At 46.8% G+C, this 22,600-nt stretch carries 19 protein-coding genes; 12 read left to right on the top strand and 7 right to left on the bottom strand.

The features are described from left to right. Positions 1-305 precede the first annotated feature (305 nt). Entirely contained in the window at positions 306-683 is a 378-nt protein-coding gene (locus tag QUA47_RS12700; protein WP_006632731.1) for a BON domain-containing protein, read from the top strand. 113 nt (positions 684-796) lie between these two features. Further along, complete coding sequence (locus tag QUA47_RS12695) at positions 797-1,213, top strand: DUF2294 domain-containing protein (RefSeq protein ID WP_333431000.1); 417 nt, start codon at positions 797-799, stop codon at positions 1,211-1,213. On the opposite strand, the gene QUA47_RS12690 is transcribed toward QUA47_RS12695, so the two are convergent. Further along, the gene (locus QUA47_RS12690; protein WP_333430999.1) at positions 1,182-1,640 is read right to left on the bottom strand and encodes a response regulator; all 459 of its coding nucleotides are present in this window, start codon (positions 1,638-1,640) and stop codon (positions 1,182-1,184) included. The two genes, QUA47_RS12695 and QUA47_RS12690, sit on opposite strands and share 32 nt — an antisense overlap. A gap of 98 nt (positions 1,641-1,738) precedes the next feature. Between QUA47_RS12690 and QUA47_RS12685 the strand changes: the two genes are divergently transcribed. The 3 genes from QUA47_RS12685 to QUA47_RS12675 all read left to right on the top strand — a co-directional run bounded on the left by QUA47_RS12685 (position 1,739) and on the right by QUA47_RS12675 (position 6,019). Next, the gene (locus tag QUA47_RS12685) at positions 1,739-1,885 is read left to right on the top strand and encodes a hypothetical protein (protein ID WP_333285227.1); all 147 of its coding nucleotides are present in this window, start codon (positions 1,739-1,741) and stop codon (positions 1,883-1,885) included. A gap of 294 nt (positions 1,886-2,179) precedes the next feature. After that, positions 2,180-2,983, top strand: a complete 804-nt coding sequence (locus QUA47_RS12680) for a DUF2267 domain-containing protein (protein WP_333430998.1) — start codon at positions 2,180-2,182, stop codon at positions 2,981-2,983. A gap of 402 nt (positions 2,984-3,385) precedes the next feature. After that, the gene (locus QUA47_RS12675; protein ID WP_333430997.1) at positions 3,386-6,019 is read left to right on the top strand and encodes an EAL domain-containing protein; all 2,634 of its coding nucleotides are present in this window, start codon (positions 3,386-3,388) and stop codon (positions 6,017-6,019) included. Positions 6,020-6,129: 110 nt separating this feature from the next. On the opposite strand, the gene QUA47_RS12670 is transcribed toward QUA47_RS12675, so the two are convergent. Then, positions 6,130-7,782: an alpha-amylase family glycosyl hydrolase gene (locus tag QUA47_RS12670; RefSeq protein ID WP_333430996.1), complete on the bottom strand. Its 1,653-nt coding sequence runs from the start codon at positions 7,780-7,782 to the stop codon at positions 6,130-6,132. A 485-nt stretch (positions 7,783-8,267) separates the two neighbouring features. After that, positions 8,268-8,987, bottom strand: a complete 720-nt coding sequence (locus QUA47_RS12665; protein ID WP_190662814.1) for a response regulator transcription factor — start codon at positions 8,985-8,987, stop codon at positions 8,268-8,270. Positions 8,988-9,384: 397 nt separating this feature from the next. Here QUA47_RS12665 and QUA47_RS12660 point away from each other — a divergent pair, with 397 nt between their 5' ends. Next, positions 9,385-11,253 (top strand): ATP-binding protein, encoded by a 1,869-nt coding sequence (locus QUA47_RS12660; protein WP_333430995.1) that lies wholly within the window; start codon positions 9,385-9,387, stop codon positions 11,251-11,253. 618 nt (positions 11,254-11,871) lie between these two features. Here the strand turns inward: QUA47_RS12660 and QUA47_RS12655 are convergent. After that, the gene (locus QUA47_RS12655; protein WP_333285215.1) at positions 11,872-12,399 is read right to left on the bottom strand and encodes an orange carotenoid protein N-terminal domain-containing protein; all 528 of its coding nucleotides are present in this window, start codon (positions 12,397-12,399) and stop codon (positions 11,872-11,874) included. A 327-nt stretch (positions 12,400-12,726) separates the two neighbouring features. Between QUA47_RS12655 and QUA47_RS12650 the strand changes: the two genes are divergently transcribed. Next, the gene (locus tag QUA47_RS12650) at positions 12,727-13,092 is read left to right on the top strand and encodes a hypothetical protein (protein ID WP_333285213.1); all 366 of its coding nucleotides are present in this window, start codon (positions 12,727-12,729) and stop codon (positions 13,090-13,092) included. A gap of 232 nt (positions 13,093-13,324) precedes the next feature. Here QUA47_RS12650 and QUA47_RS12645 read toward each other — a convergent pair whose 3' ends face one another. Both QUA47_RS12645 and QUA47_RS12640 read right to left on the bottom strand, forming a co-directional pair. Continuing rightward, positions 13,325-14,464, bottom strand: coding sequence for a glycerate kinase (locus QUA47_RS12645; protein WP_333431022.1), 1,140 nt, complete (start codon positions 14,462-14,464; stop codon positions 13,325-13,327). 203 nt (positions 14,465-14,667) lie between these two features. Beyond that, positions 14,668-15,000: a DUF565 domain-containing protein gene (locus tag QUA47_RS12640; RefSeq protein ID WP_333430994.1), complete on the bottom strand. Its 333-nt coding sequence runs from the start codon at positions 14,998-15,000 to the stop codon at positions 14,668-14,670. 361 nt (positions 15,001-15,361) lie between these two features. Here QUA47_RS12640 and QUA47_RS12635 point away from each other — a divergent pair, with 361 nt between their 5' ends. The 4 genes from QUA47_RS12635 (at position 15,362) to QUA47_RS12620 (ending at position 19,089) form a co-directional block, all read left to right on the top strand. Further along, positions 15,362-15,940: a hypothetical protein gene (locus QUA47_RS12635; protein ID WP_333430993.1), complete on the top strand. Its 579-nt coding sequence runs from the start codon at positions 15,362-15,364 to the stop codon at positions 15,938-15,940. 120 nt (positions 15,941-16,060) lie between these two features. Next, a complete protein-coding gene (locus tag QUA47_RS12630) occupies positions 16,061-18,139 on the top strand; it encodes a glycosyltransferase family 39 protein (protein ID WP_333430992.1) in 2,079 nt (692 codons plus the stop codon). A gap of 42 nt (positions 18,140-18,181) precedes the next feature. Beyond that, positions 18,182-18,709 carry a GNAT family N-acetyltransferase gene (locus QUA47_RS12625; RefSeq protein ID WP_333173255.1) on the top strand — a complete coding sequence of 176 codons (528 nt, stop codon included), beginning with the start codon at positions 18,182-18,184 and terminating at the stop codon, positions 18,707-18,709. A 137-nt stretch (positions 18,710-18,846) separates the two neighbouring features. Then, the gene (locus QUA47_RS12620; RefSeq protein WP_333430991.1) at positions 18,847-19,089 is read left to right on the top strand and encodes a hypothetical protein; all 243 of its coding nucleotides are present in this window, start codon (positions 18,847-18,849) and stop codon (positions 19,087-19,089) included. 170 nt (positions 19,090-19,259) lie between these two features. On the opposite strand, the gene QUA47_RS12615 is transcribed toward QUA47_RS12620, so the two are convergent. Continuing rightward, positions 19,260-20,408 carry a Fic family protein gene (locus QUA47_RS12615; protein WP_333430990.1) on the bottom strand — a complete coding sequence of 383 codons (1,149 nt, stop codon included), beginning with the start codon at positions 20,406-20,408 and terminating at the stop codon, positions 19,260-19,262. Between the two features lie 259 nt (positions 20,409-20,667). On the opposite strand from QUA47_RS12615, the gene QUA47_RS12610 reads away from it, so the two are divergent. After that, positions 20,668-22,446 carry a protein kinase domain-containing protein gene (locus tag QUA47_RS12610; protein WP_333430989.1) on the top strand — a complete coding sequence of 593 codons (1,779 nt, stop codon included), beginning with the start codon at positions 20,668-20,670 and terminating at the stop codon, positions 22,444-22,446. The last annotated feature ends 154 nt before the right edge of the window (positions 22,447-22,600 follow it).

Raw genomic sequence — 22,600 nt, 5'->3', positions numbered from 1 at the left:
CCAAGTATTTGTTTGAGAGTGGGAGAATTATGTCTCCAGGCAGATGAGCGGCGGAGTTGTACAACAGTAAATTGTATTTAGGATGGGCGCACCAAACTAAACAAACTGGGTTTTTCTGCCTAGGTGGATGGCTGTAACGATACTTTTTTGTAAAAAAACTCGGTTTCTGCATCCAAGAGTGCGATCGTAATTCCTGGTATTGAGAATAACAATTACAGGGCGACTTGCCAACCGTGAATTAACACGTCAATTAACACGTCAATTAACACGTCAATTAACACAAACTTTGTCGGAGGACAAACTCTATGGGCTGGCTAAAAAGATTGTTTGGTTTAGAAAAACTTGAAAATCAAGAAACTGTTGAGGCTCCTGCTTACCAAGCACCTGTAGCTGAAGCTCAAGCTCAAGCTCAGTCTGGTGGGAGCGCTCAGACAATCCCGCCGGAACGCATGGGATTGAATGGAGAATACGATCAAAGCGGTTTAGCTAAACGGGTGGCTCAGGCTTTTGATGCAAATCCAGATGTGGCGGATATTGAGACTGTTTATGTGGCTCAACTTGGCACTACTGTGGTTCTCAAAGGTACAGTTCCCAGTCAGGAAATTGTCAACAAGTTGGTGACAATTGCTAAAGGTGTTAAGGGTGCAACTGGGGTGGAAACTAATGAAGTTACTGTCGGCTAACGCGACGGTTGTTTCTAACAGTTAGCAGTTAGGAGTTAACAGTTAACTTAACTGCTAACTGTTAACTCCTAACAGTCTTTTTTATTTATCTATCATGGTTTCAATCAAAAAATATGGCAGGGGAAACCTTAGAACCTACTCGCGGGAAATTAGAACGGACTCTTTCGCAAGGAATTCAAGCTTTGTACCGCTCTCAACTCGGGCACTCAACGAGTCAGGCGCTGTGCAATCTTTTGGATAACAAATTGATAATAGTTGTCGAAAATGGGCTTACTCAACCCGAAAAACTGCTGGCCCAGAATGGTCAGCAAGATTTGGCGTTGCAGGTGCGGACACAATTAGAATCACTTCTGGAATTGCCACTGAAAGAATTAATCCAAAAGGTTTTGGGCGTGGGAGTCATTGATTTGCTCCGCGATGCGACCTGGGAGACGGGCCGCACGGGAACGATCGCAATTTTGGACTCTGCACCTCAAGTTCGTGCTTCTAATTATAAATCTAAAACTCAACCAAAACCATTGGAGAGTTAAGGTGCTGGCGGATAATTCTTTCTAAATCTTTGATGTTAAAAGGTTTGGAAAGGTATTCCACGCAGCCGGCTTGGAGAATTCGAGCGCGGTCTTCTGGTTTTGCTAGTGCTGTGACAGCGACTATCGGAATATCTCTGAGATCGGGGTTTTGTTGAATGCGTTTTACCACTTCCATACCGTCTATATCCGGCAAGCAAATGTCGAGTACGATTAGGTCGGGAGGTCGATCGACTGCTGCTGAAATAGCTGCGTACCCGTCAACGGCTCCTACGCACTCGCAGCCGCATAAATCGAGTATTTGTGTCAGCAGCTCTAAGTTGTCGTGATTGTCGTCTACAGCCAACACTAAGGGGCGCTGGTCTAGCGCCTGTTGACCGTTATTTACAAACGAGGATTCCAATTTATTGTTCCAGTGAGGGTAGTTCATAAATGCCGATCGAAACGATCAAAAAAGTTGCCCCCGAGGCATTCTTCAAGTGGCGCTGCGGCACTTGAAACAGATTGGCTCGTATTTGTAGCTCTCCGATGACCAGTTTTTGGTCTAAGCCGATACAATCTCGCTACAAGGTGCGGGCAAAACGACCGCAGTGGATTAACCCCATAGCATCTGCTTATTCTACCTCTCCTAGCGCCGATTACCAACTGATGCGAGCTTGGCGTCAGCCTTGGTAAAAATACGCAATAACTACGAAAAATCTTACCAATAAAGCATCCTCGCTTAATAGCATTCCATACTGGCGACAGCTTTTTAGGATATTAACCACATTAGACATGGGTTCCCATAGACGGATCTATCTAAAGGAAGATTATAGCGGACACTTAAGTTTCCTAACTTCCACCTGCTGAGAGATACTTGATTACTCTACTTTAGACTTCAATGTTTTTAAGTAGTAAATCACAATTTAAGCCAGTAAAAAAATTTAGTTTTTACATGAGCTTTACCGGATATTAACCTAGGAGGTTTTAATGACAATTCCAATCAGAGACGACCTGACTTACATTTTGCTCAAAAATATTGGCAGCGGCAACGGCAGGGGAGAGTCGGAAATTAGGAACGCAGCGGAAGAATATGTGGGTCACCAGGTGCCGGAAGCTGAATTGCTCGGTCATTTGGACTACCTCAACCAAAGAGAATTTATCAAAGCGGAGTTTAGTGGAGAACCTTACGGGGGAACCGAGTTATTGCCGCCTTTAGTGGCATTTCAAGAAGCCGAGTTAACAGACAAAGGCCGCAAACTGTTACAAAAAATGGAAACGAATCCTCCGAATTCGCTCCACCACGAAGGATCGGCAGTTCCTATCGCTTCAAAGGATATGCCGTTTTTGGAAAAAGTGATGGTAAACGGTCACTTGGAGGATATTTTTGATGCCAGGGACATTACCGAAGTAGTGTACCGGGTCATGCGCGATGTGATGACAAAAGATGCCATCGAGCACGTGGAATCTGAATTGCACAAAGAAGTTTTGCCTACGGATGACAAAACCCTGCAACAAGAAATAGCAGACCTCTGGAAAGATACAAATCCGCTGGTGGGATTGCTCAGCCGCATACGTCAGCCTTTGACCGGCCCGCCTGCACCTGCGGGGATCGATGGCAATTTGTTTGCACGGAGGGTGGAACTAGAAGGCGCACTTCCTTCGGGAGTAAAACCGGAAACTGCGATCGCGGCTGTATTTTCGGCAACGAAGGATGAGCTGTCCGAGGAGCGAATTCAGGAAATAGCCGGCTTTTTGCCGGACAGAATTCGGGAATTGTGGGAGTCGGCTTAACGAGACCTTTTAAGGTATAAATACTTACCAGCCGGGTTGACCAACCAGTATTCTCCCTCCAGAGGGGACAATAGTGCTTGGTCAACCCGGTTTCTCTATACCTTTTGTCTGCTAGCTCTGCAATTGTTTTGTAGTGAGGACTTGAGTCCCGATCGAACTCGATCGGACTTGAGTCCTTACTCATTGTCAGATTGCTCTTTCCTTGCCTTGTAAGTGCTGTGAAAAACCCGGTTTATCACCCAAATTTGTCGAAAAAGCCGAAAGATCCCCAGAAACGGAGTTTCTAGCTGTTGGGTTGGGTCAATGCCCTAGAGGCCGCGAAAGTGTAGTAATGTATAATACAGGGCAACTTAAGACGGTGGCTCGCAAAAATGCTGTCAACAGCCCGGGAGATCAAAAGGCATGACCCGCACCAAAGCTAGACAAATGTCACGATCGACTTTACAACAAGAGATTTTACTCAATCGAATTACCAATCGCATCCGCAACTCTTTAGAACTCCAAGAGATTTTGACGACAACTGCGCGAGAAATCCGCAGCTTTTTAGATAGCGATCGAGTAAAAGTTTATCGCTTTGAGGCCGACGGTAGCGGTGAGGTAATTGCTGAGTCGATCAACGGCGACAATTTGTCCTCTATGCTGGGTTTGCGCTTTCCCTCAGGCGACATTCCCCAGAGTGCTCGGGAAATGTTTCTCAAAGCGCGCCAGCGAGTGATTGTAGATGTGGAATTGAAGCATCAAACAATTAATCGGTTAGATTGTCCCGAAACCGGCAAAACTTTAGCAGTTGAAGATATTAGCTATAGTCCTGTAGACCCCTGTCACGCTGAATATCTGAAGGCTATGGGGGCACGTTCTTCTCTGACGGTGCCGATTGTGCATCAAAATCAGCTTTGGGGACTGTTGGTGTCTCACCACAGCCAACCGAAACGGTTTAGCGATCGAGAATTGAAAATGGTGCAGTTGCTTGTGGATCAACTTTCAATTGCGATCGCCCAATCTTTTCTACTCAGTCAAGCTAGACAGCAAGCGCGTGACGAAGCGGTTATCAACCAAATTACCAGTTTGCTGCATTCTCCTCTGGAACTCAACGAAATTCGGAAAGCAGTTCTCGAACAAACAGTCAAGCATTTGCAAGGTTCGGGAGGGCGACTCTACCTTGCCGCCGAGTTTGGCGATCGGCCCGCTTTGCTTTATACCTGTGGCCAGCAGCCCGCCGACATCGACCTTGAACTCAGCCCGTTTTGGCAGCACATTATGGGGAGGGCAAACGAAGACGATCGAGCACAAACTGCTAATCATACAAGCCAATTAGGTATTTTTGAAAATCTATATTCCCAGCATTACAATTCAATTGACAGCAATATTCCCAATTTTATCGTACCGCACTTGTACGCAATTTGCGATATTTCTAAAGAACCTCAACTTAAATCTGTATCTGCCAATTTAGTCGCCGCTTCCATTCGTTCAATTTTGGCAGTACCGCTGCAATACCGCCAACAGTGCATCGGCTGTCTCACCGTTTTTCGCAGCCCTATAGAAACAGAAATTTTGTGGGCGGGCCGTTGCAGTTCGGACGCCCGGAACGATCGTCCCCGACAGTCCTTTGCAGCTTGGAAAGAAATCAAAACCGGCGAAGCTCAAAAGTGGACTAGCGAAGAACAGAAGCTAGCACAATCTTTAGGAACTCACCTGTACATGGCTGCAATGCAGAGGCGCGTCGAGGCGATGATCCGACATCAAGCTTCTCACGATCCATTAACCGGTTTACCTAATAGATTACTGTTTAATGAAAGGCTGTCTTTAGCTTTAGCTAGCGCTCACCAAAAGGGAGAAATGCTGGCGGTAATCTTTCTAGATTTAGATAGATTTAAAAATGTTAACGATACTCTCGGTCACCCAGTGGGCGATTTGTTGCTGCAAAGTGTATCTCGGCGTTTGACTGACTGTTTGCGCGTGGGGGATTCGATAGCTCGTTGGGGCGGAGATGAATTTACTGTGCTGCTGTACAATATCAACAGCCCAGAGGAAGCAACTACAATTTGCCAGCTAATTATCCAGAGTTTAAGCAGTCCTTTTGATTTTGACGGTCTGGAACTTTATATTAAGGCTAGCTTGGGAATTGCTTTGGCTCCTTATGACGGAGAAGATGCAGAAACTTTGCTGAAAAATGCTGATGCTGCGATGTACAAAGCTAAACAGAAAGGTCGCAATAATTATCAGTTTTACACGCAGGCGATCGGCAGTAAAGTCTCCGAGGATCTTAACTTAGAAAATAATCTTTACAAAGCTCTAAAAAATTCTGAGTTTGTGCTGCACTATCAGCCGCAAATAAACTTAAAGACTGGCAAAATAGTGGGCCTGGAAGCTCTGATTCGCTGGGATCATCCCGAACGCGGTTTGATTTCTCCCGATCGATTTATTCCCTTAGCTGAGGAAACAGGATTAATCTGCCCGATTGACGAATGGGTGATGCGGACTGCTTGCTTGCAAAATCGAGCGTGGCAGTTACAGGGATTGCCGCCGATGCGGATAGCGGTGAATTTATCAGCCCGCCAGTTTCTGCAACCTCACACGGTAAAAATCATCGCTGAAATTTTATTAGAAACCAAGTTAAATCCCGAGTATTTAGAAATAGAAATTACCGAGAGCGTTGCGATGACAGATGTGAGCTTTACGGTGTCGGTATTGCAGCAGTTGCAGGACATGGGAATTCACATTTCTCTGGACGATTTTGGCACCGGTTATTCTTCGCTGTGGTCTCTGAAAAACTTTCCCCTCAATCATTTAAAAATAGACAAATCTTTCGTGGCAGATTTGGTGACCGGCAGCAGCGGTGCTACTATTGTGAAACTGGCGATCGCCTTGGGCCAGGGCCTGAATTTACAGGTGATTGCTGAGGGAGTGGAAACAGCAGAACAGTTGGCGTTTTTGCAATCGCATCACTGCGATATGGGTCAGGGTTATTTCTTTAGCAAACCCATACCGGCGGCGGCTATAACCCAATTGTGCTTAGAAAATAAATGTGGGAAATAATATCGATTCCGGTTGCACCCTCCGTGATTGTTGACTGTTGACTCACAGTGAACAGTCAACAGTGAACAGTCAACAATGATAAGGAGTGCAACCGGAATCGATAGGACAGCTTACTGCCAAACAAACACTTTCGCTTCGTATTCCGGCAAGTCAATCATAATATTGTCATCGCCAGATTCAATATCATAATTCCCTGTCCATTCGTGCCAAGTTCCGTTGGCCGGGAAGTGGGGCACGCTGTAACCTGCTAGATAATTTTCCGACATATTCGCCACTACTACCACTCTCGAACCTTCATCGTTCCAGCGAGTGTAAGCAAAAACTTTCGAGTCGGGGTCTTCGTGGAAAAAGTCGATGTTTTCTGTGTAAAGTGCCTGGTTATTTTTACGCAGGTGAATCAAGCCTTTGTAGTATTCCCACAAACCTTTATTCAAGTCATTTCCTAGCAGCGTCCAGTCAATTTTAGATTGCTCAATTGTTTTGGGTTTGTATTCGCCAAATTCTTCGCCCATCCAAATCAGCGGCACCCCAACTGCTGTCATTAACAGTACGGTTCCCAACTTCGCCCGCTTGAAGGCGGCTTCATCCAAAATGCCGCGCGAACCCAATTCGGCAAAAAGGCGATCGTGGTCGTGATTGCTCAAATAATTAACTACATTCGTAGCACCCAAGTAACCTTGCCGCTTGCAGTCGATTACCTCTTTGAGCCGTTCTAAATCAAAATTGTCGCCGCAGAGTTGTGGAATTAGGGAGTGATAGAAACTGTCGTGCCAGCAGCCGTCCATCGGCCCGTCTAGATTCGTGATGCTGGGATTGTCGGGAATGTATTCGGCAACGGTATAAAATGGTTTGGGACCGGCGACACTTTTGGCTTCTTGAACGATCCAGTGCATGAAATCGTAGTTAGCAATTTGTCGCGCCGCGTCGAAACGAATGCCGTCGAGATGATATTCTTGAATCCAGAAGCGGACTGTATCGCCAGCAAATCTGCGTGCGGGGAAAGTTCCTAAGTTTTCGTCGTAGAATTCGTAGTTAAATTCCGGGCCCCAATTGTTGTCGGGATCGCGGGGTTCGTGGTGAAACCAATAATCGTGATCGATTTGAGTGAGGGGGCTCGATGCTTCCGCGTGGTTGTAAATCCCGTCGATGATGACGCGAATGCCGCGCCCGTGACACTCGTCTATCAGGTTTTTGAGTTCTTCTGTGGTTCCGTAGCTGGACTCGGCAGCGAAGAAGTAGCGGGGGTTGTAGCCCCAACTGTAGTCGCCTGGGTATTCTTTGAGGGGCATGAGTTCGATCGCGTTGATGCCGAGTTCGACTAGGTAATCGAGTTTTTCGACGACGTGCTTGTACTGGCCGCGGGCCAGGGGATCGGCTTCGCCGCCGGAAAAGTCCGCAACGTGCATTTCGTAAATCACTAATTCCCGATCGGCAGGTAGCGGTTTATCGTCGTGTTTCCAGACGTAGGTATCGACAATGCGATCGCCATCTTTGATCCGAACCAGGCCGTTTTGAGTAGGATCGTCGATGTCAGTCGCGTAGGGATCGACTATATCTACCCACTGATCCGCTTCCACAAACCAGCTTTTCGACTGAACGCGGAATTTGTATTGATAAACGCCATCCTCCAACTCAACTCGCGTGCGGAAAAAACCCTCTTCGTCCTTTTCCATCGGAATCTCTTCCCAATTAGAAAAAGAGCCAATCAAGGCAGCTCCTTTGTTGTAGGGAGCAAATAATTTGAATTCAATTGGAGCGGCCATAATACCTCTTTCTAAAATATTTCACTAACAGTTGATACTTTTAATTTCGCTAATTTAAGCGAACTCAGCATCGCTCTGCGGATATAATTTCTTTAAGGCTTAACTATTCCTAAAAGTATCTTAATCTGGCCTGGGTCTGCGCCTTTTATGAAGTGATATCGCGCAATATTGGCAGTGCGAGCGAAATTTATTTAACTGGGGATCGCTCAACAATAAGTATTATTAATATGATATTTTTTTAGCATCTATCTTAAGGTATATTGAGTTTTTTAAAAAGTGAAAATAATATCTGTACTGGGATAGATGCGGATTTAAACTTTATCAATTTTTCAACAACCAACAATTGTTCGGCTGGTGCACAGTGCCTGCCCTAATTTTTTGGTAATAATTAGTCAGTCGGTGTGCACTGCACACCCTAAATCAGTGGCCGTAAGGTGCGCCCAGCGCACCCTACTTTTAACTTGATTTTGCCTGACGCTCAGGCTTCATCCAACCAAGCCAGAACGCAGGGCAAGAACGGCAGCCTGAGTGCGGTCATCAGCACACAACTTGTTCAAAATATTGCGGACGTGAGTCTTGACTGTACCGACAGTAATGTAAAGCTTTTCGGCGATTGCAGCATTGCTGTAACCCTGCACTATCAGTTCCAAAACCTCTAATTCCCGTTCGGTTAAAGGGTAAGTCTCAATGATGTGACTAAACTCGGGTTCGGCAGCCTTAATTGTGACTCTTTTGCCCTCAGCTTTCGGTTCTTCCGGCGCGGACTCCTGAGTGCGAGCTTGTTTCAGGACGATGCGGGCGATCGCCGGATCGATCCAAGAGTTACCTTCGTGAGTTACTTTTACTACATCTAATAACTGATCGAAGCTAATATCTTTCATGCAGTAAGAGTCAGCTCCGGCGGCAAAAGCTGCCAAAACTTCTTCTTCATTGTCCTGAAAAGTCAGAATCAAAATTTTGGTATCCGGATCGGACTCCGCTACCGTTTTTTTGAACTTTTGTGTCAATTCAATGCCATCAAAATCCGGCAGCCCAATATCTACAATTGCCACGTCAGGTTTTGAAGACTGAAGCAGTTTCAATCCCTCAGTAGCGTTAGCGGCATCCCCGACAACTTCTATCGTGTCACGCTGTTGTAAAGCTGTGCGGATGCCGACTCTTGTCAGGTCATGGTCTTCTATCAAAGCAACGCGAATTTTACTCATCTTTCTTCCAATAGTCCAGTAAACTTTAAAAATATCGTCAACTGACTCAGCTAAACTGAGAAAATTTGAGAATGTGTCCTGATTTAGGGTTTTACAGGCTGCACATCATTTTTAAGCATACTCATGTAGCCGCCCAGAATGCAAGTTAATTTTTAAGTTATTTTGCGGCGATGCCTGCACGAGCCCGATCCGGACAGGTAAGCTCTCAATGTTTCAACAGTTTAACTGAATTATCTCATTGTCCGCCCGTTGATAGAGGTAAAGATACCACTACCCATATAAATTTAAAGTATAAAAAATTTTGATGCACTTGGCTCGTCAAAATCAATAAAGCTAGCAGCACGAGTCTTTAGCCGGTGTTAGGGCTTAAGTCCAATGCTTATTTATATAACCTGTTATGACTCAGTATCCCGGCAATAAGTCTTTTCAGTCGGAGTTTTCCGGCTCTGAAATCTTACACAAAGTATCTGAAATAACATCCCCCCAACCGCAAGTTTGCGACTCCCAAACTCAGGAGGATGGCCTGTGGGAGGCAAATCCTTACATAGTTTGGAAAGCGTATGCCGACGGCTGGGTGAGTTATTTAGGTCCGCGCTGGGAGGAATATACGGGGGTACCAGCAGCAGCAGCTTTGGGTTTCGGCTATCTGGCGCAGATCCACCCAGAAGACCGTTCTCGTCTGTTGGCGAGATCGCAGGCTTCTAAGTTCCCGCCACTAAGTTACGAAATTATATTTCGTCTGCGGACGCGGGAGGGCACTTACCGCTGGAATCTGGCCAGAGCAACGCCTGCTAATCTAGACAGTCAGGAAGTTGTGGAATGGGTGGGAACCTATACAGATATGGACGCGCTCCAACAAACTCAACCCGAACCCCAAGCAGAACCAGAATTGTTGCCCCATCAAGTGCCCTCGGAAGACAATTTCACAGCAGAAAAGTTGTGTGAAGTCGAAACGGTAAGGGACAGCGGGCGGGAGTTGCACGCGATCGATCGGTTTACAAATCTGTTGAGCCAGCGCGCGGGTAGCTTGGGTCAGTTGTTGCAAGGCATTGCGGACGCGACTGTAGAGGCGATCGCAGGAGCGGAATTTTGCCTAGTTGCTCTCCTGGAGTACGATTGCAGCGGCCTCAAACTCACCGCTGTCGGGGGCACGGAAAACTTTGGTAAGGGCAAAACCCCGCACGTGCAAAACAAGCTGCTTTGGAAAGCATTTGCGACGGGAGAGTCTGTACTGTTGCGGTCGGAGTCTGGCGACGGCTTGCTGCCGGCGGCGGCTTGTGCTGCGGCGATCGAGTCCGGGCAAAGCGGCCGTTTGGGTGTGTTGGCCATCGGCAACGGGAAAGACAGCACGGCCATGGACGCCCATACTCAGCAACTGCTGGCGGTGATGGGAAAACAAGCTGCGATCGCGATTAACAGCGCGCGGGCGATCGAAAAATTAAAAAAACAGGAACAGCTTTTAGACTTGCAAAACGACCTGCTAATTCGCCAGCAGGAAGAACTGGAAAATCAGGCACGACGCATTCAACAGCAAAAATTGCAACTGCTAGAAGCAGCGAAGTTAAAATCACAATTTTTGGGCATCATGTCCCACGAATTGCGAACTCCCATGAATTCGATTATCGGCTTTTCCCAATTGCTGCTGCGCCAGCACAAACAACTGCTGACCGCCCAGCAAACAGAAATGGTGGGGCGCATTTTACATAACGGCAAAAACCTGCTACTGCTAATTAACGATATCCTCGACCTCTCCAAAATCGAGAGTGGCCGCACAGAATTAAAAATTGAAAAATTTCATTTAGGGCATTTAGTAATGGATGTCGCCCGGGAATTCGGAAATCAAGCCACCGATAAGAACGTGGCAATAGCCGTCAGCGTCTGCTTGCAGGATCAGTTTATAGTTAATGACAAGTCGCGCCTGCGGCAAATTTTGGTCAATCTCGTTTCCAACGCGGTTAAATTCACACATGAGGGCAGCATTTACATTGAGGTGCGGGAATTAAATTGCGATCGGCTAAGTATAACCGTTCGGGATACAGGAATCGGTATCTGTGAAAAGGATGTTCCCCACATTTTCGACAAGTTCCACCAAGGCGACCAAACCACAACTCGCCAATATCCAGGCACCGGTTTAGGACTAGCTCTTTGTGCTTCTTTAGTCAAGCTGATCGACGGTACAATTAGTGCCGAAAGTAAACCCCAAAAAGGTTCGGTATTTCGGATGGAATTCCCGCGTAAAGTTTACCCTAAAAAACTCACTTGCTGACTGAAAACTTTTTTTCTAGAACTTCTGAAAAATAGGGCTATATATAGATTATAGGGGAGCATCTGTATGGAAACCCCCAGACCTAAGTCCGGCGCGGGCTGCTTCGACTTTTAATAATTGGTATAAGATTGATGATTAGAGTTCTTGCAAAAGTCAAATTTACCCCCCGCAATTCCCCCCTTATTAAGAGGGGAAACAAGAATAATCCTGCCTCCTCTCCTCCCCTTGAATCAGTAGAGTTTTCCCGATAGGGCGGGTGGAGTGAATGTAGTTCGCTCAGTTGAAATGTGCTGTAGCAAGACTTTGTTAAACTGGTATTATATTTACAGCAAATTGCCGATCTCAAGAGTGATGTAAGAGTCATGGCGAGCAATTGTTGGGCGATCGATCGTTATGACATACTATCTATACTCATGCAACTAAAAAAAGCAAGTATTAAAACCGGATTTAATATACAAATCTGCGGACACAATGAGGTTTATTTATGTCCGGTAATCATATAAAATTTGGTTTTAATGTCTGCTTTCTTCTTCAGTCTGCGGATGACGTTGGGCGAAGCTCAGTCGCTCCGCAGGCTGGGTTTGACTCTCTGCCGCGGTTTGAACCGCCGAGTCTTCTCTAAAGACTAGAAGTTTTCCCTACTTCCGCCTGAGTAGCAATTGGTTTAACATCGGTGTAGCCCATACTATTAGCTACGTCGCGCAGCACCGAAATTTGCTGTTCAAAATCAAGACCTTCAATTTGACCCAACACGCCATTGACAGCCTCAGTTGCCTCATATCCTTCGGGGATATCGACAATTGTTTCCCCCATACCAATAGCCCAAGCATACCAAACCACCAACTGATTGTTAGCAGTTAAAGCTCCGTAAGCGTGAGAATAGGGCGTGTCGTCGCCGTTGACAATACCGCGCATTATATTCAGTTGTTGGTCATGGGAAAGCTTGTAAAAATCATCGAGCAGCATGGGAGCTAATTGTGGGTCGGCGGCGGCGGGAGCGGCTGGTGTAACTGAATCTCCCATTTTTTCATAAACAAAGTAGAGCAGCGCCAGTTTTTCATCTGTACCCAACCCGTTGATTGCCTGAACGATGTTTTGAGTGTCGTTGGAGAGAGAGTGAGGATTGGTCGCGGCGGGTGAGTTCATAAATAAAATTCCTTAAAAATGTTTCCAGAATATATAAGTATCAAGATTTGTAAGTGCAAGTCACCATCCCCTAGAGGTAATACGATTTGAGATTTGAGATTTGAGATTTGAGATTAAACAATGGGGAATGGCTGAGTATGTATGGGTTTGGAGCTTGCCTAAAGTTGCATTATTTTCAGAAAGTGGTGTAATGTTAACACACCACCCTAGAATAAATCATCCTTAAGATAGAAGCCAACGATACATCTGCGGGTAGATGAAAAAGGCTGGGATTCAAGTAATAATTGATACAGTGCATTGTTAAATAAAACTAGCAAGGAGTCGGCTATGTCTGAAATCAATCCAGAAGTCAATAACATTGAAAACTTTGACGCTCAGCAGATCACTGAAAGCGCGGAAGCTGGAGAACAAAAGTTGCCGACCGTTAATGTATCAGCAGACTACGAAGCTTCAAAAGAATTCAGCGTTAGTGACATCGATCGCACGAGTGCCGGCGCCGAAGCTGCCGCCGCTGCAACTGCACCTAAATTTGCTATTCCCGCTCCTACAGAGATCCCACTGCCGGCAGATACAAGCGGCAATCCCGATGCTTTTCGTTCGATGGCTCACGACATTACGCCTTCTGGTACACCGGGCGAAGTTACCGACGATTTGATCCAGAAAGCGCTCGATCTTGGTACTCCTGGCAGTTAATTTAGAAATTCTCCATCCTCGATGCAAAACCTCTGTATTGTAGGGTGCTTATGGCGCGCCTTACCCCTCTAATTCGCGCGTCAAATCACTTTTTGCATAAGTCCTGAATAGTCAAGTGAGTGCACGATAAGCTGCAATACAGTAGGGACACAACAATGTTGTGTCCTTAAAAGCTGCAATAAGGTAGGGACACAACAATGTTGTGTCCTCAAAGCATTAGTTTTAAGTCTTTCTAATGGCTTAATTTTAAGTCGATCGCCCGACCAATTTTGCCGACAGTGCGATCGCCCAAAATTTCAATTACTAAATCCACCCGATCGCCCTCCTCAACGATCGACTTAATAAATAACTCGGGATGCAGCGCTTTCCAGAAATATTCGACAAACCGATTAATTTCAGCTTCTGACATTCCCGACTTCCCCGCCGCCATCATTTCCCGTTCCGCCTGATTGCGCCACACTTGAGAAATGCGATAATCTTGGGGATACAAAACCATCAACCGATCTAATCGGTTCCACAGCAGCAGATAGTCGTGCAGCTTCGCATTCATGTCGCGCGCAAACTGACAGTCGCTTTCTGTGGAAATCGGAAACGGTGCTGCAGCCAAAAACTCGTTTAATTTGGCATCAACCACCGGATTCACACCGACAAACCAACCTTCAAAAAGTAGAATATCCGCACCGGAAATAATTTCGGGTTGACTTCTATCTCCTGCACCTGCGTAGGCAGATTTGTCAAACCTGGGAATTTCTATATTTTTAATTATATCCGGTTTGAGGGCATCAGATTGTGGATTGTCAACTGCTGCTAAATTGCGAGTTTGAGAAGCGCGCAACTTGTCTAAAACTGCGATTCCCAAGTCAATATCGTGAGTGCCGGGGGGGCCGCGCCAAATTAAACGCGGATCGGCTTTTTGGAGTTGTTGGCGATCGGCATAAGTCTTGTAAAGATCGTCTAAAGAAAGGCTGACCGTAGAATATCCCAATTTTGCCAGAATCAGCCTCAAAACTTGGCATAAAGTAGTTTTTCCCGTTCCTTGCCCTCCTAAAATTCCTTGAATTAAAGGACGGTTTAAACTTTGTTTGGCAGTCGATAATTGCATTGCCAGCGGCAGCCAAAGATTCCACAAAGTTTCGAGAAAAACAGTTGACTTGAGCGGGAAAGTATGCAGTTCGTCAAGAATAGAAAAGAATAAATCGGTTTTGCAGCGGACAACATCGGCTGCATTGTCGGGAGTAATGCCAAAAGCGCGCGATCGCAAATCATCTGCAAGTTCCCAAAAAGCCAGGTGCTCGAAGTCGCGAGGGCTCGGGCGATTGCCGGCGTGCCACCGATGTAAAATTTCAACAGGCGTTACAGTCGATCGATCCATCTTCTCAAAACTCTTGATGCGGGGGCGGGTTTTGTACAAATCCTATCTGCAATTGACAAATATTTGACCCCACTCAAAACGGATACAAGCCCCAACTCCGCTCGTGGAGAGTTCAAAAATTCCGACCCTAGTTCAAATTAAGATTTTTTTAAGAACACGTTTATGTAAATACTATCTACAGCAGACAAATATTTCACCATTTTTTAAGAACCTAGTTTGAAAGCCTCCACAAATAAATTGTAAGTCAGACCAATTTTCAGAGCATTGAGCATCTCCACCCACAAAGAACCTGCCGCAGGCCGCGGGCCGCCGTAAACCAGCCAGTTCACCAACTCGGTCAACAACACCAACAGCCCGGCCGCGATAATATCCCAATCCGCAGATTGTCCCGCGATGGTCGAAATAGCTGTTCCCAAAAAAGTGCCGAACAGCAGGCTAATTATCAGGAGCGAAATCCGCCGCCAAGGATTGCTCAGCCAGCCTCGGAAGCGATCGCCCAGAACATCAATTAATCTGTTAATTCGGGTATTCTGCATAAAAGTTATACCATTTGAGATGTGAAATTTGAGATTTGAGATGCGGAATGACTGATGAATATTGGGGTTTGGAGTACGGGGCTATAGTGGCACTCTTTTTTTCAACTGGTATTAAAAGCTAGACCGATGAGTAAACAAATGCCCCTCCTGACCAACTTCAAATTCTTACCGGGGTGAGTATGTCGCCATCTAAAATATAAAATTTAACATCTAAGATGGTATTGAGCGATCGCGGATTTATAGCCGAGAACGCTCAAGTAATTAAGTGTAACTGTATCTTGGGGCACAGCAGCCCCAGGTTTTACATTAAAAATAGTTAAGACTAATTGCGAGTGCAGCCTATCCTTTAAGCCTAAAATTTATGAATCTTAAAATTTACCAGATCATAATTGGAGTGTGGATCGTCCTAATTACAGGAATGTTTCTAGGACGTTTTGAAATCACTATCTCCAACGGTTCAAATCAGTCGAGCGATTGGCCCTCACAAGCCACCGCACATCCCCGCACACCCCCGGTTCCCCCAGTCCCGACAGCTTCTGCAGGCACCGCCACCGAGCCCAAGCCCGACTCAACACCAACCCCCCCAGATCCAGAGGAGGAATTGCTTTCCTCAATCCCTATAAATGCTAAGGCCTCCGGCCGTTTGCGCGTCAGCAACCGCAGCGAACACCCAGTGCGAGTGGCCCTGCTGTCGAAACGGCAAGCCAAGGAATCCTACGGCAAACCCGCGCACTGGGATTTTGCGCCGGGGGAAGGCGGCGGCAAGGGACTGATGCTATCGCTGCCGGAGGGCAAGTTACAAGTCAAACGGGGAGACATTCTGGTGGTTTTTGCTCAGGATGGTTCTCGCCGCTACTGGGGGCCTTTCGTCGCCGGGGAGACATCCTCGCCCGCTTGGAACAGCACAGCCGGAGAATGGCAGTTAATTTTGCAGCCGTGAACGCTTAGCAGCAGGTGCCGAGATTGTGGTCGAGAAACCCGGTCGATCCGGTTTTATTGAGAACGATGCCGCTATGTGAGTTAACCTCACATAGCGGCATCATTATAAAGAACAGGCAAAATGCCTGTTCCACAAAGAGTGAATTTTCTTGTGGTGGGCATCCTGCCCGCCCATGAAAGCCTTGTTGAGAATGGTGCAACATCTCTGTTTAACCGGATTCGATCGAGTTGGGAGTTTCGAGAATGCGAATCTTTCGGTAGACTCTCTATGCGAGCTAAAATTTTAAATCTAAAATCGCAGGAAGTTTGGGTGAAGGAAGTTATTAAAAGTTTGTCAGAGTTTAGGAAGCGCCCGATTGCACCAAAGCTGCTGTCTCTGTTGTGGCTGTGCGCGATCGCCTGGGTAGGTTTCTTGTGGAATCTCGGCAACATCGGTTTAGTTGACGAAACCGAACCGTTGTTTGCCGAAGCCGCCCGTCAAATGACGGTGACAGGAGATATCATCACTCCTTATTTCAACGGCGAAACCAGGTTTGACAAGCCGCCGTTGATTTACTGGCTGATGGCGGTGGCTTACCGCACTCTGGGCGTTAACGAATTGGCCGTGCGTCTTCCCTCGGCTTTGTGCGCGATCGGGCTGACTTGCCTCGGATTTTATACCTTATCGAAGGAAGAAGGAAGAAGGAAGAAGGAAGAAGGAAGAAGGAAGAAGGAAGAAGCAAAATTCCCCCCCTCGGACACTCTCCCCCTCGAACACTCCCCCAATCTCCCAATCTTTTTTTCTACTCCTTGGATTGGTGCGGCCCTAATAGCTTTAAATCCCCAAACTATTGCCTGGGGACGGACTGGCGTTTCAGATATGCTATTAGTCGGTTGTATGTGTTCGGCACTACTCGCATTTTTTCTCGGTTACACCCTCGAAGAACAGAGAGAAAAAGCAGAATTTTCCCCCGTTTCCGCTTCCAGATTTCCCAATAAGTGGTATCTGACTTTTTACGTACTAATTGCCTTAGCAATTCTGGCTAAGGGGCCTGTGGGAATTGTCGTGCCAGCGCTGATTGTTGGCAGCTTCGCGCTTTATTTGGGAAATTTTCGGCAACTTTGGCGCGAAATGCGTCCGGTGTCGGGAATCTTGATTATTCTGGCGATCGCCTTGCCTTGGTACATTTTGGTTATTTTAGACAACGGTCAAACTTATATTGACAGCTTTTTTGGCTATCACAATTTCCAGCGTTTTACTGGAGTAGTCAACAAGCACTCGGCGCCTTGGTATTTTTACTTTTTTGTAGTGCTAGTTGGTTTTGCACCTTGGTCGATTTATTTGCCGGTGGCGATCGCCCGCACCCGTTTTTGGCAGCGCAGTTACTGGCGTCGTCAACCGCGATCGGCTCAGTTGAGTTTATTTGCCCTATTTTGGTTCGGCTGCATCTTTGGCTTTTTCACGATCGCCGTTACCAAATTGCCCAGTTATGTATTGCCTTTAATCCCCGCCGCTGCGATTTTGGTAACGCTGCTGTGGAGCGATATTATTGCAGGTAACGAATCCGATAACAGGCGGATAAAGTTAGAAAAAAAACCGAATTCTTTACCGCGAGGGCTGTTAGCTACATACATTTTCAATGTCGTATTTTTATTAATTATAGCCGGAGCAACTTTCTACTGCTACAACTGGCTGGGAGACGACCCGGCAATGCCCAATTTTCCCCAAGCAATTCAGCAGTCGGGATTGCTGATTGTCGGCGGTACGATTTGGATAATTACAGCGGTGGCGATCGCACTTTTACTCTGGAAGCGGCAACAGCGCTGGATTTTGGTTGCTAACCTCATCGGGTTAGTAGCATTTATCATCTTTGGTCTTACTCCCGCCTACAAAGTGGTTGATATCAACCGCCAGTTACCTCTGAGACAGTTAGCACAGGTTGCAGTTCAACAAAAACTGCCGGGGGAAGAGTTTATTATGGTTGGTTTCTGGAAACCAAGTCTGGTTTTTTATACCCAAGAGCCGGTGACTTACTACCGAGCTGTCACAAAGGCGATCGACTACATTAAGCAATCTAAAAACCCAACTTCTCCCTCTATTTTGTTGCTGGGATATCCAGAGAAATTTGTGCAATTAGGATTGCAGCCAAATCAATATCAATTGTTGGAAAGTCGGGGCGCTTACCAACTCGCCAGGGTTCCGAGACAAGCGTTTCAATAGTGCCTATAGTGTGATCTCATACTTGTTAAACAAGGTAGAAAAATGATTACAACTAAGAATCTTCAACTACTTGCCGTCGAAAGGATTCACATAGAAGCTTTCTTACGAAGTAAAAGCGAGCTTGCAGCAATTTTAAACGTCATAGTGCCTAATAGCTGGCCTCTTTTCCCGGAAGCATTTTCCCTCCCTGCTGACGAATCTTGCGAATCCAATCCGCCTCCAACTGACTGGCACAACTACTTCTTTATTCATCCAAAAAATCAAGTGCTTGTCGGCAATGGAGGTTTCAAAGGCTCACCTGATGAGTCGGGGACTATAGAGATAGGTTATGAAATTGCTTCCGAATATTGGAATCGCGGATTTGCAACTGAGGTGGCACAGGGAATGATCGATTATGCTTTCGCTCACGAGGAGGTGAAAGCAGTCATCGCTCACACTTTAGCTGAAAAAAATGCCTCGAATAGCGTGTTGCAAAAAGTGGGAATGAAGTTCATTGCAGAGGTGGACGATCCTGAAGAAGGCAAGATATGGCGATGGCAAATAAGCAGGGATGAATATCATCCGACTTGAACTGTAACGCCGTTTGGCTGTTTAAGTCACTGGTTTTGGCGGTAATTTGAAGGTTCTCGGTTGGAGCATTAAATCTGGCATATTGAATAAAAGCTATAATCTAGTCACTACCTAAAACCCGAAGCTCGGAGCCTACAATGGTTTCAATTCTCAACAAACCCTCCTCGTTAATCCATGAGATTTGCATTGAAAAAGTCGATGGGTGGAAGTTCTTCAAATTTAGTGAATCGCTGCAACAGCGTATGGAACTCTTGTTAGAGAAGAAAAAGGCCGATCAACTAATGGCAGAAGAGGTAGCGGAACTCGACGCCATTGGGGAATTAGATCGTATCTTTACCCACATCAATGCAATGATGGCGGCTCAAGATGTCAATCAGTGATCCGACGAGAGAGGCGGTTCGAGAAAGAGCGAGCTATTTATGTGAATACTGTCATATATAGCGGTTCTTGGTCAGGTCAGGTACTTCCTGGAAGCTAAAAAGCTTGACAATCAATGGGTTAAGTGTACCTAACTAGGGTAATAAATGCTATAGTTTGGCTGGATTTGTTGCTAAGAATCCCGGAAAACAGCTAGATATGGAGCATAAGAAAATGCTCGATTACGTTTTTGTCCAGTAATTTCTTCCACAAGACCTATATCACTAAGAGCCTTAATTAAGGCGTTAGCGTTGGGATATGACAAACTCGTAATTTCTTCAGCGTGTTCTACATTAAATATTGGTCTGAAATAAAGGCTCTCAAGCAATGCGATTGCATTCCCTGATTTACGCCCCATTGTGTTTAGGACTAATTGGCGATGTTCTTCTTTTAAGTTGACTATTTTACGGGCAGTAGCTGCAGCTTCCTGAGCCACTTCGTAAACCCCACGCAGAAAAAATTTCAGCCACCCTTCCCAGTTACCACTTTCTCTGATAGCCTGAAGACGATCGTAGTATTCAGAGCGATATTTCTTGAAATAGTGAGAGATATAAAGTAGTGGGCGTTGCAGTATATTTTGTTCGCATAACAGAAACGTGATTAATAATCGCCCTGTTCTTCCATTACCGTCTAGAAAAGGGTGAATTGTTTCAAACTGAGCATGAGCTAATCCAACTTTGATCAAGGTAGGTATAGGTTGTGGACTATGCAAGAATTTCTCCAAATTATCTAGTGATTGGAGCATTTCATAGGGTGGAGGAGGGACATAAGTGGCATCCTTTAAGGAACATCCTCCTGCACCAATCCAATTCTGAGTGCGGCGAAACTCTCCTGGATCGCGCTCAGCACCTCTTACCCCTTGCATTAACTCTTTGTGAATTTCTCGAATTAATCGCAAAGATACAGGGAAATTCTTGAGCCGCTCAAGACCATAATTAATAGCAGCTATATAGTTTACAACCTCAGCCACCTCTTGAGGATTGTTCGGTTCTAAAGCCTGAGATTCAAATTCTAGGACATCTATCAAAGATGCTTGTGTGCCTTCAATTTGGCTGGAAAGAACTGCTTCTTTCCGAACATACATAAACACAAATAGATCGGGATTTGGTAGAGCATCCGTTGCTCCGTCTAGCCGCCCCAGCGCACGATCTGCCTGAGACAGCAGATCCCACATTTCCTGATCCATAATTATATCAGGTTTGGGTGGCAGCGGATTAGGTATAAAGGCTTTGTAGCCTGCAATCTGTTCGACATATTGACCGGCTCTAGTCCCTATGAACATTGTTATCGGTTCCGTTAATACTGAATACTCTTCAACTCTATATTATCAAAACAGACTTCTTTTCGTTAATAATCACATTTTTGACAAACCTGGAGGAAAACTATGCCCTACATCTAGGGGCTTAGAATGCAACCTAACACTACGGAGGTGCGCTCAATACAAGGATGCAATCCGGGGGATCGCCCTTAGGACTGGTGAGGAGAGCCGACCATACGTGCCATAATCAGCGATATTATCTGGTACGCGATCGCCTGAACCTATGGATGCGCTAATCGGCAAAACTTTACAGGGTGGAAAATATACCCTCGAACAAGAATTGGGAAGAGGCGGCTTTGGAATAACCTTCAGGGCAAATCACCGCTATTTAGGACAGCCTGTAGTCATTAAAACCCTCAACGAATCTCTGCGGCAGCAACCCAATTTTGCTGAGTTCGATCGCAAGTTTCAAGACGAAGCGAGGCGGTTGGCTTCCTGCGTTCATCCGAATATTGTCCGCGTCAGCGATTTCTTTGTGGAAGACGGGCAGCCTTACATGGTGATGGACTACATAGCCGGTCAGAATTTGGGCGATGTAGTCGGTTCAAATAATCCGCTGCCAGAAAATCTTGCAATTCTCTACATCACTCAAATTGGCGCTGCTTTAAAAGTTGTTCATCAAAAGGGTTTGCTGCACCGAGATGTCAAGCCGCAAAACATTCTCTTGCGCCAAGGTACTCAGGAAGTCGTGCTGATTGACTTTGGCATTGCCCGCGAGTTTACTCCCGGTGCAACCCAAAGTCACACTAATATGGTGTCCGATGGCTATGCGCCGCCAGAACAGTATTTTGCCCAAGGAAAATATACGCCCGCAACAGATGTTTATGGTATGGCGGCGACGCTTTATACTCTGCTGACAGCACAGGTGCCGGTGGCTGCAATTTTGCGTACCAGTCAGCCGATGCCTTCGCCCCGCGACTTGCAGCCTCAGCTAAGTGCGGCTGTCAGCTCTGCAGTGATGCGGGGGATGACGGTAGAGGCTCAAAATCGCCCTGCTACCGTGGATGAGTGGCTGTCGCTGCTGCACGGGCAGCCTCATGGTGCAGCGTCGCCAAGCACCGGGCCGACGGTGGCGGTGATTCCGGGACACGGGCCTCAGTCGCCTGCGGGTTCCAGAACAGCGCCTGCTGTGGTGCCTTCTGGGGACAACAACCGCAAGGTTTGGTGGATTTTGGGGTTCGTGGCGATCGCACTTATTGTTGCAGGTTTGGTCGGGATTGCTAGGGTTTTCCTCAACCGGCCGTCTTCGGAACCCGCACCTGTGGCCCAGGACGATCGCACTTCGGCCCCTGCAGATCCAGACGCGCGCTCACGCCCCGCACCAATTCCCGCGCCGACATCAACGCCAGCCCCGACTCGCAGAGAAACTCCAGCGCCCGCTGCTGAAACTCCAGCGCCGGCTGTTGAAACTCCAGCGCCGGCTGTTGAAACTCCAGCGCCGGCTGCTGAAACTCCAACACCAGCCCCAGCGCCAACACCAGCGCCTTCTCCGGAGGCTGTCGAACCCACACCAACGGAAAAACTTGTTGACAAAGAGTTGCCGCCAGATCGATCGCCCGCACCCAGCGAACAACCGGGAACCAATTATCAGAAGACTCCCACAATCCCTGGGTATGCGGTTGGTACGCCGGAAACTCAGATTTTATCCGAATTGGGAGAACCGACTGACTCTCAAGCCCGGGGCTATTGGCCGAATACTCGCACCGCACTTTACGAAATATTGCCCAATCGGATTACTCTCGGCTACATTTACGATCGCGATTCGGGCGAGCTAGTACAAACAGAGGGTTCTTTTGCCCAGTCGGTGGACGATTTGGTGGTGCGAACCGCCTTAAACGGGATGGTGGGCGGCGCCAGCGGGGAGATTTTGCAAGGCTTGGGCGACGTGCAGCAGCGCCGGAGTAATCGGTTTACGTTTAGGAAGGGTTCGCTCGAAGGGATGATCGAACGCAACGAGCGCGATCGGATTTACATCGGCGTCTGGGACGACAACTTGCATTAAACTTGGCATCGCTGACATTTTGCACCCTTGTCAATAAACCTGGGCGGGCTCTTCGGCCCACCCCACAGGAAAACTCAACTCTTGTGGAACAGGCCGGAAAGCCTGTTCAAGAAAATGGTGAAAGATGTAAATATTCCCCACTCAGCTTTGTGGC

The sequence above is a fragment of the Microcoleus sp. MON2_D5 genome, assembly GCF_036701905.1.
Classification (GTDB): Bacteria; Cyanobacteriota; Cyanobacteriia; order Cyanobacteriales; family Microcoleaceae; genus Microcoleus.
This window is presented reverse-complemented; position numbering and strand designations above follow the sequence as displayed.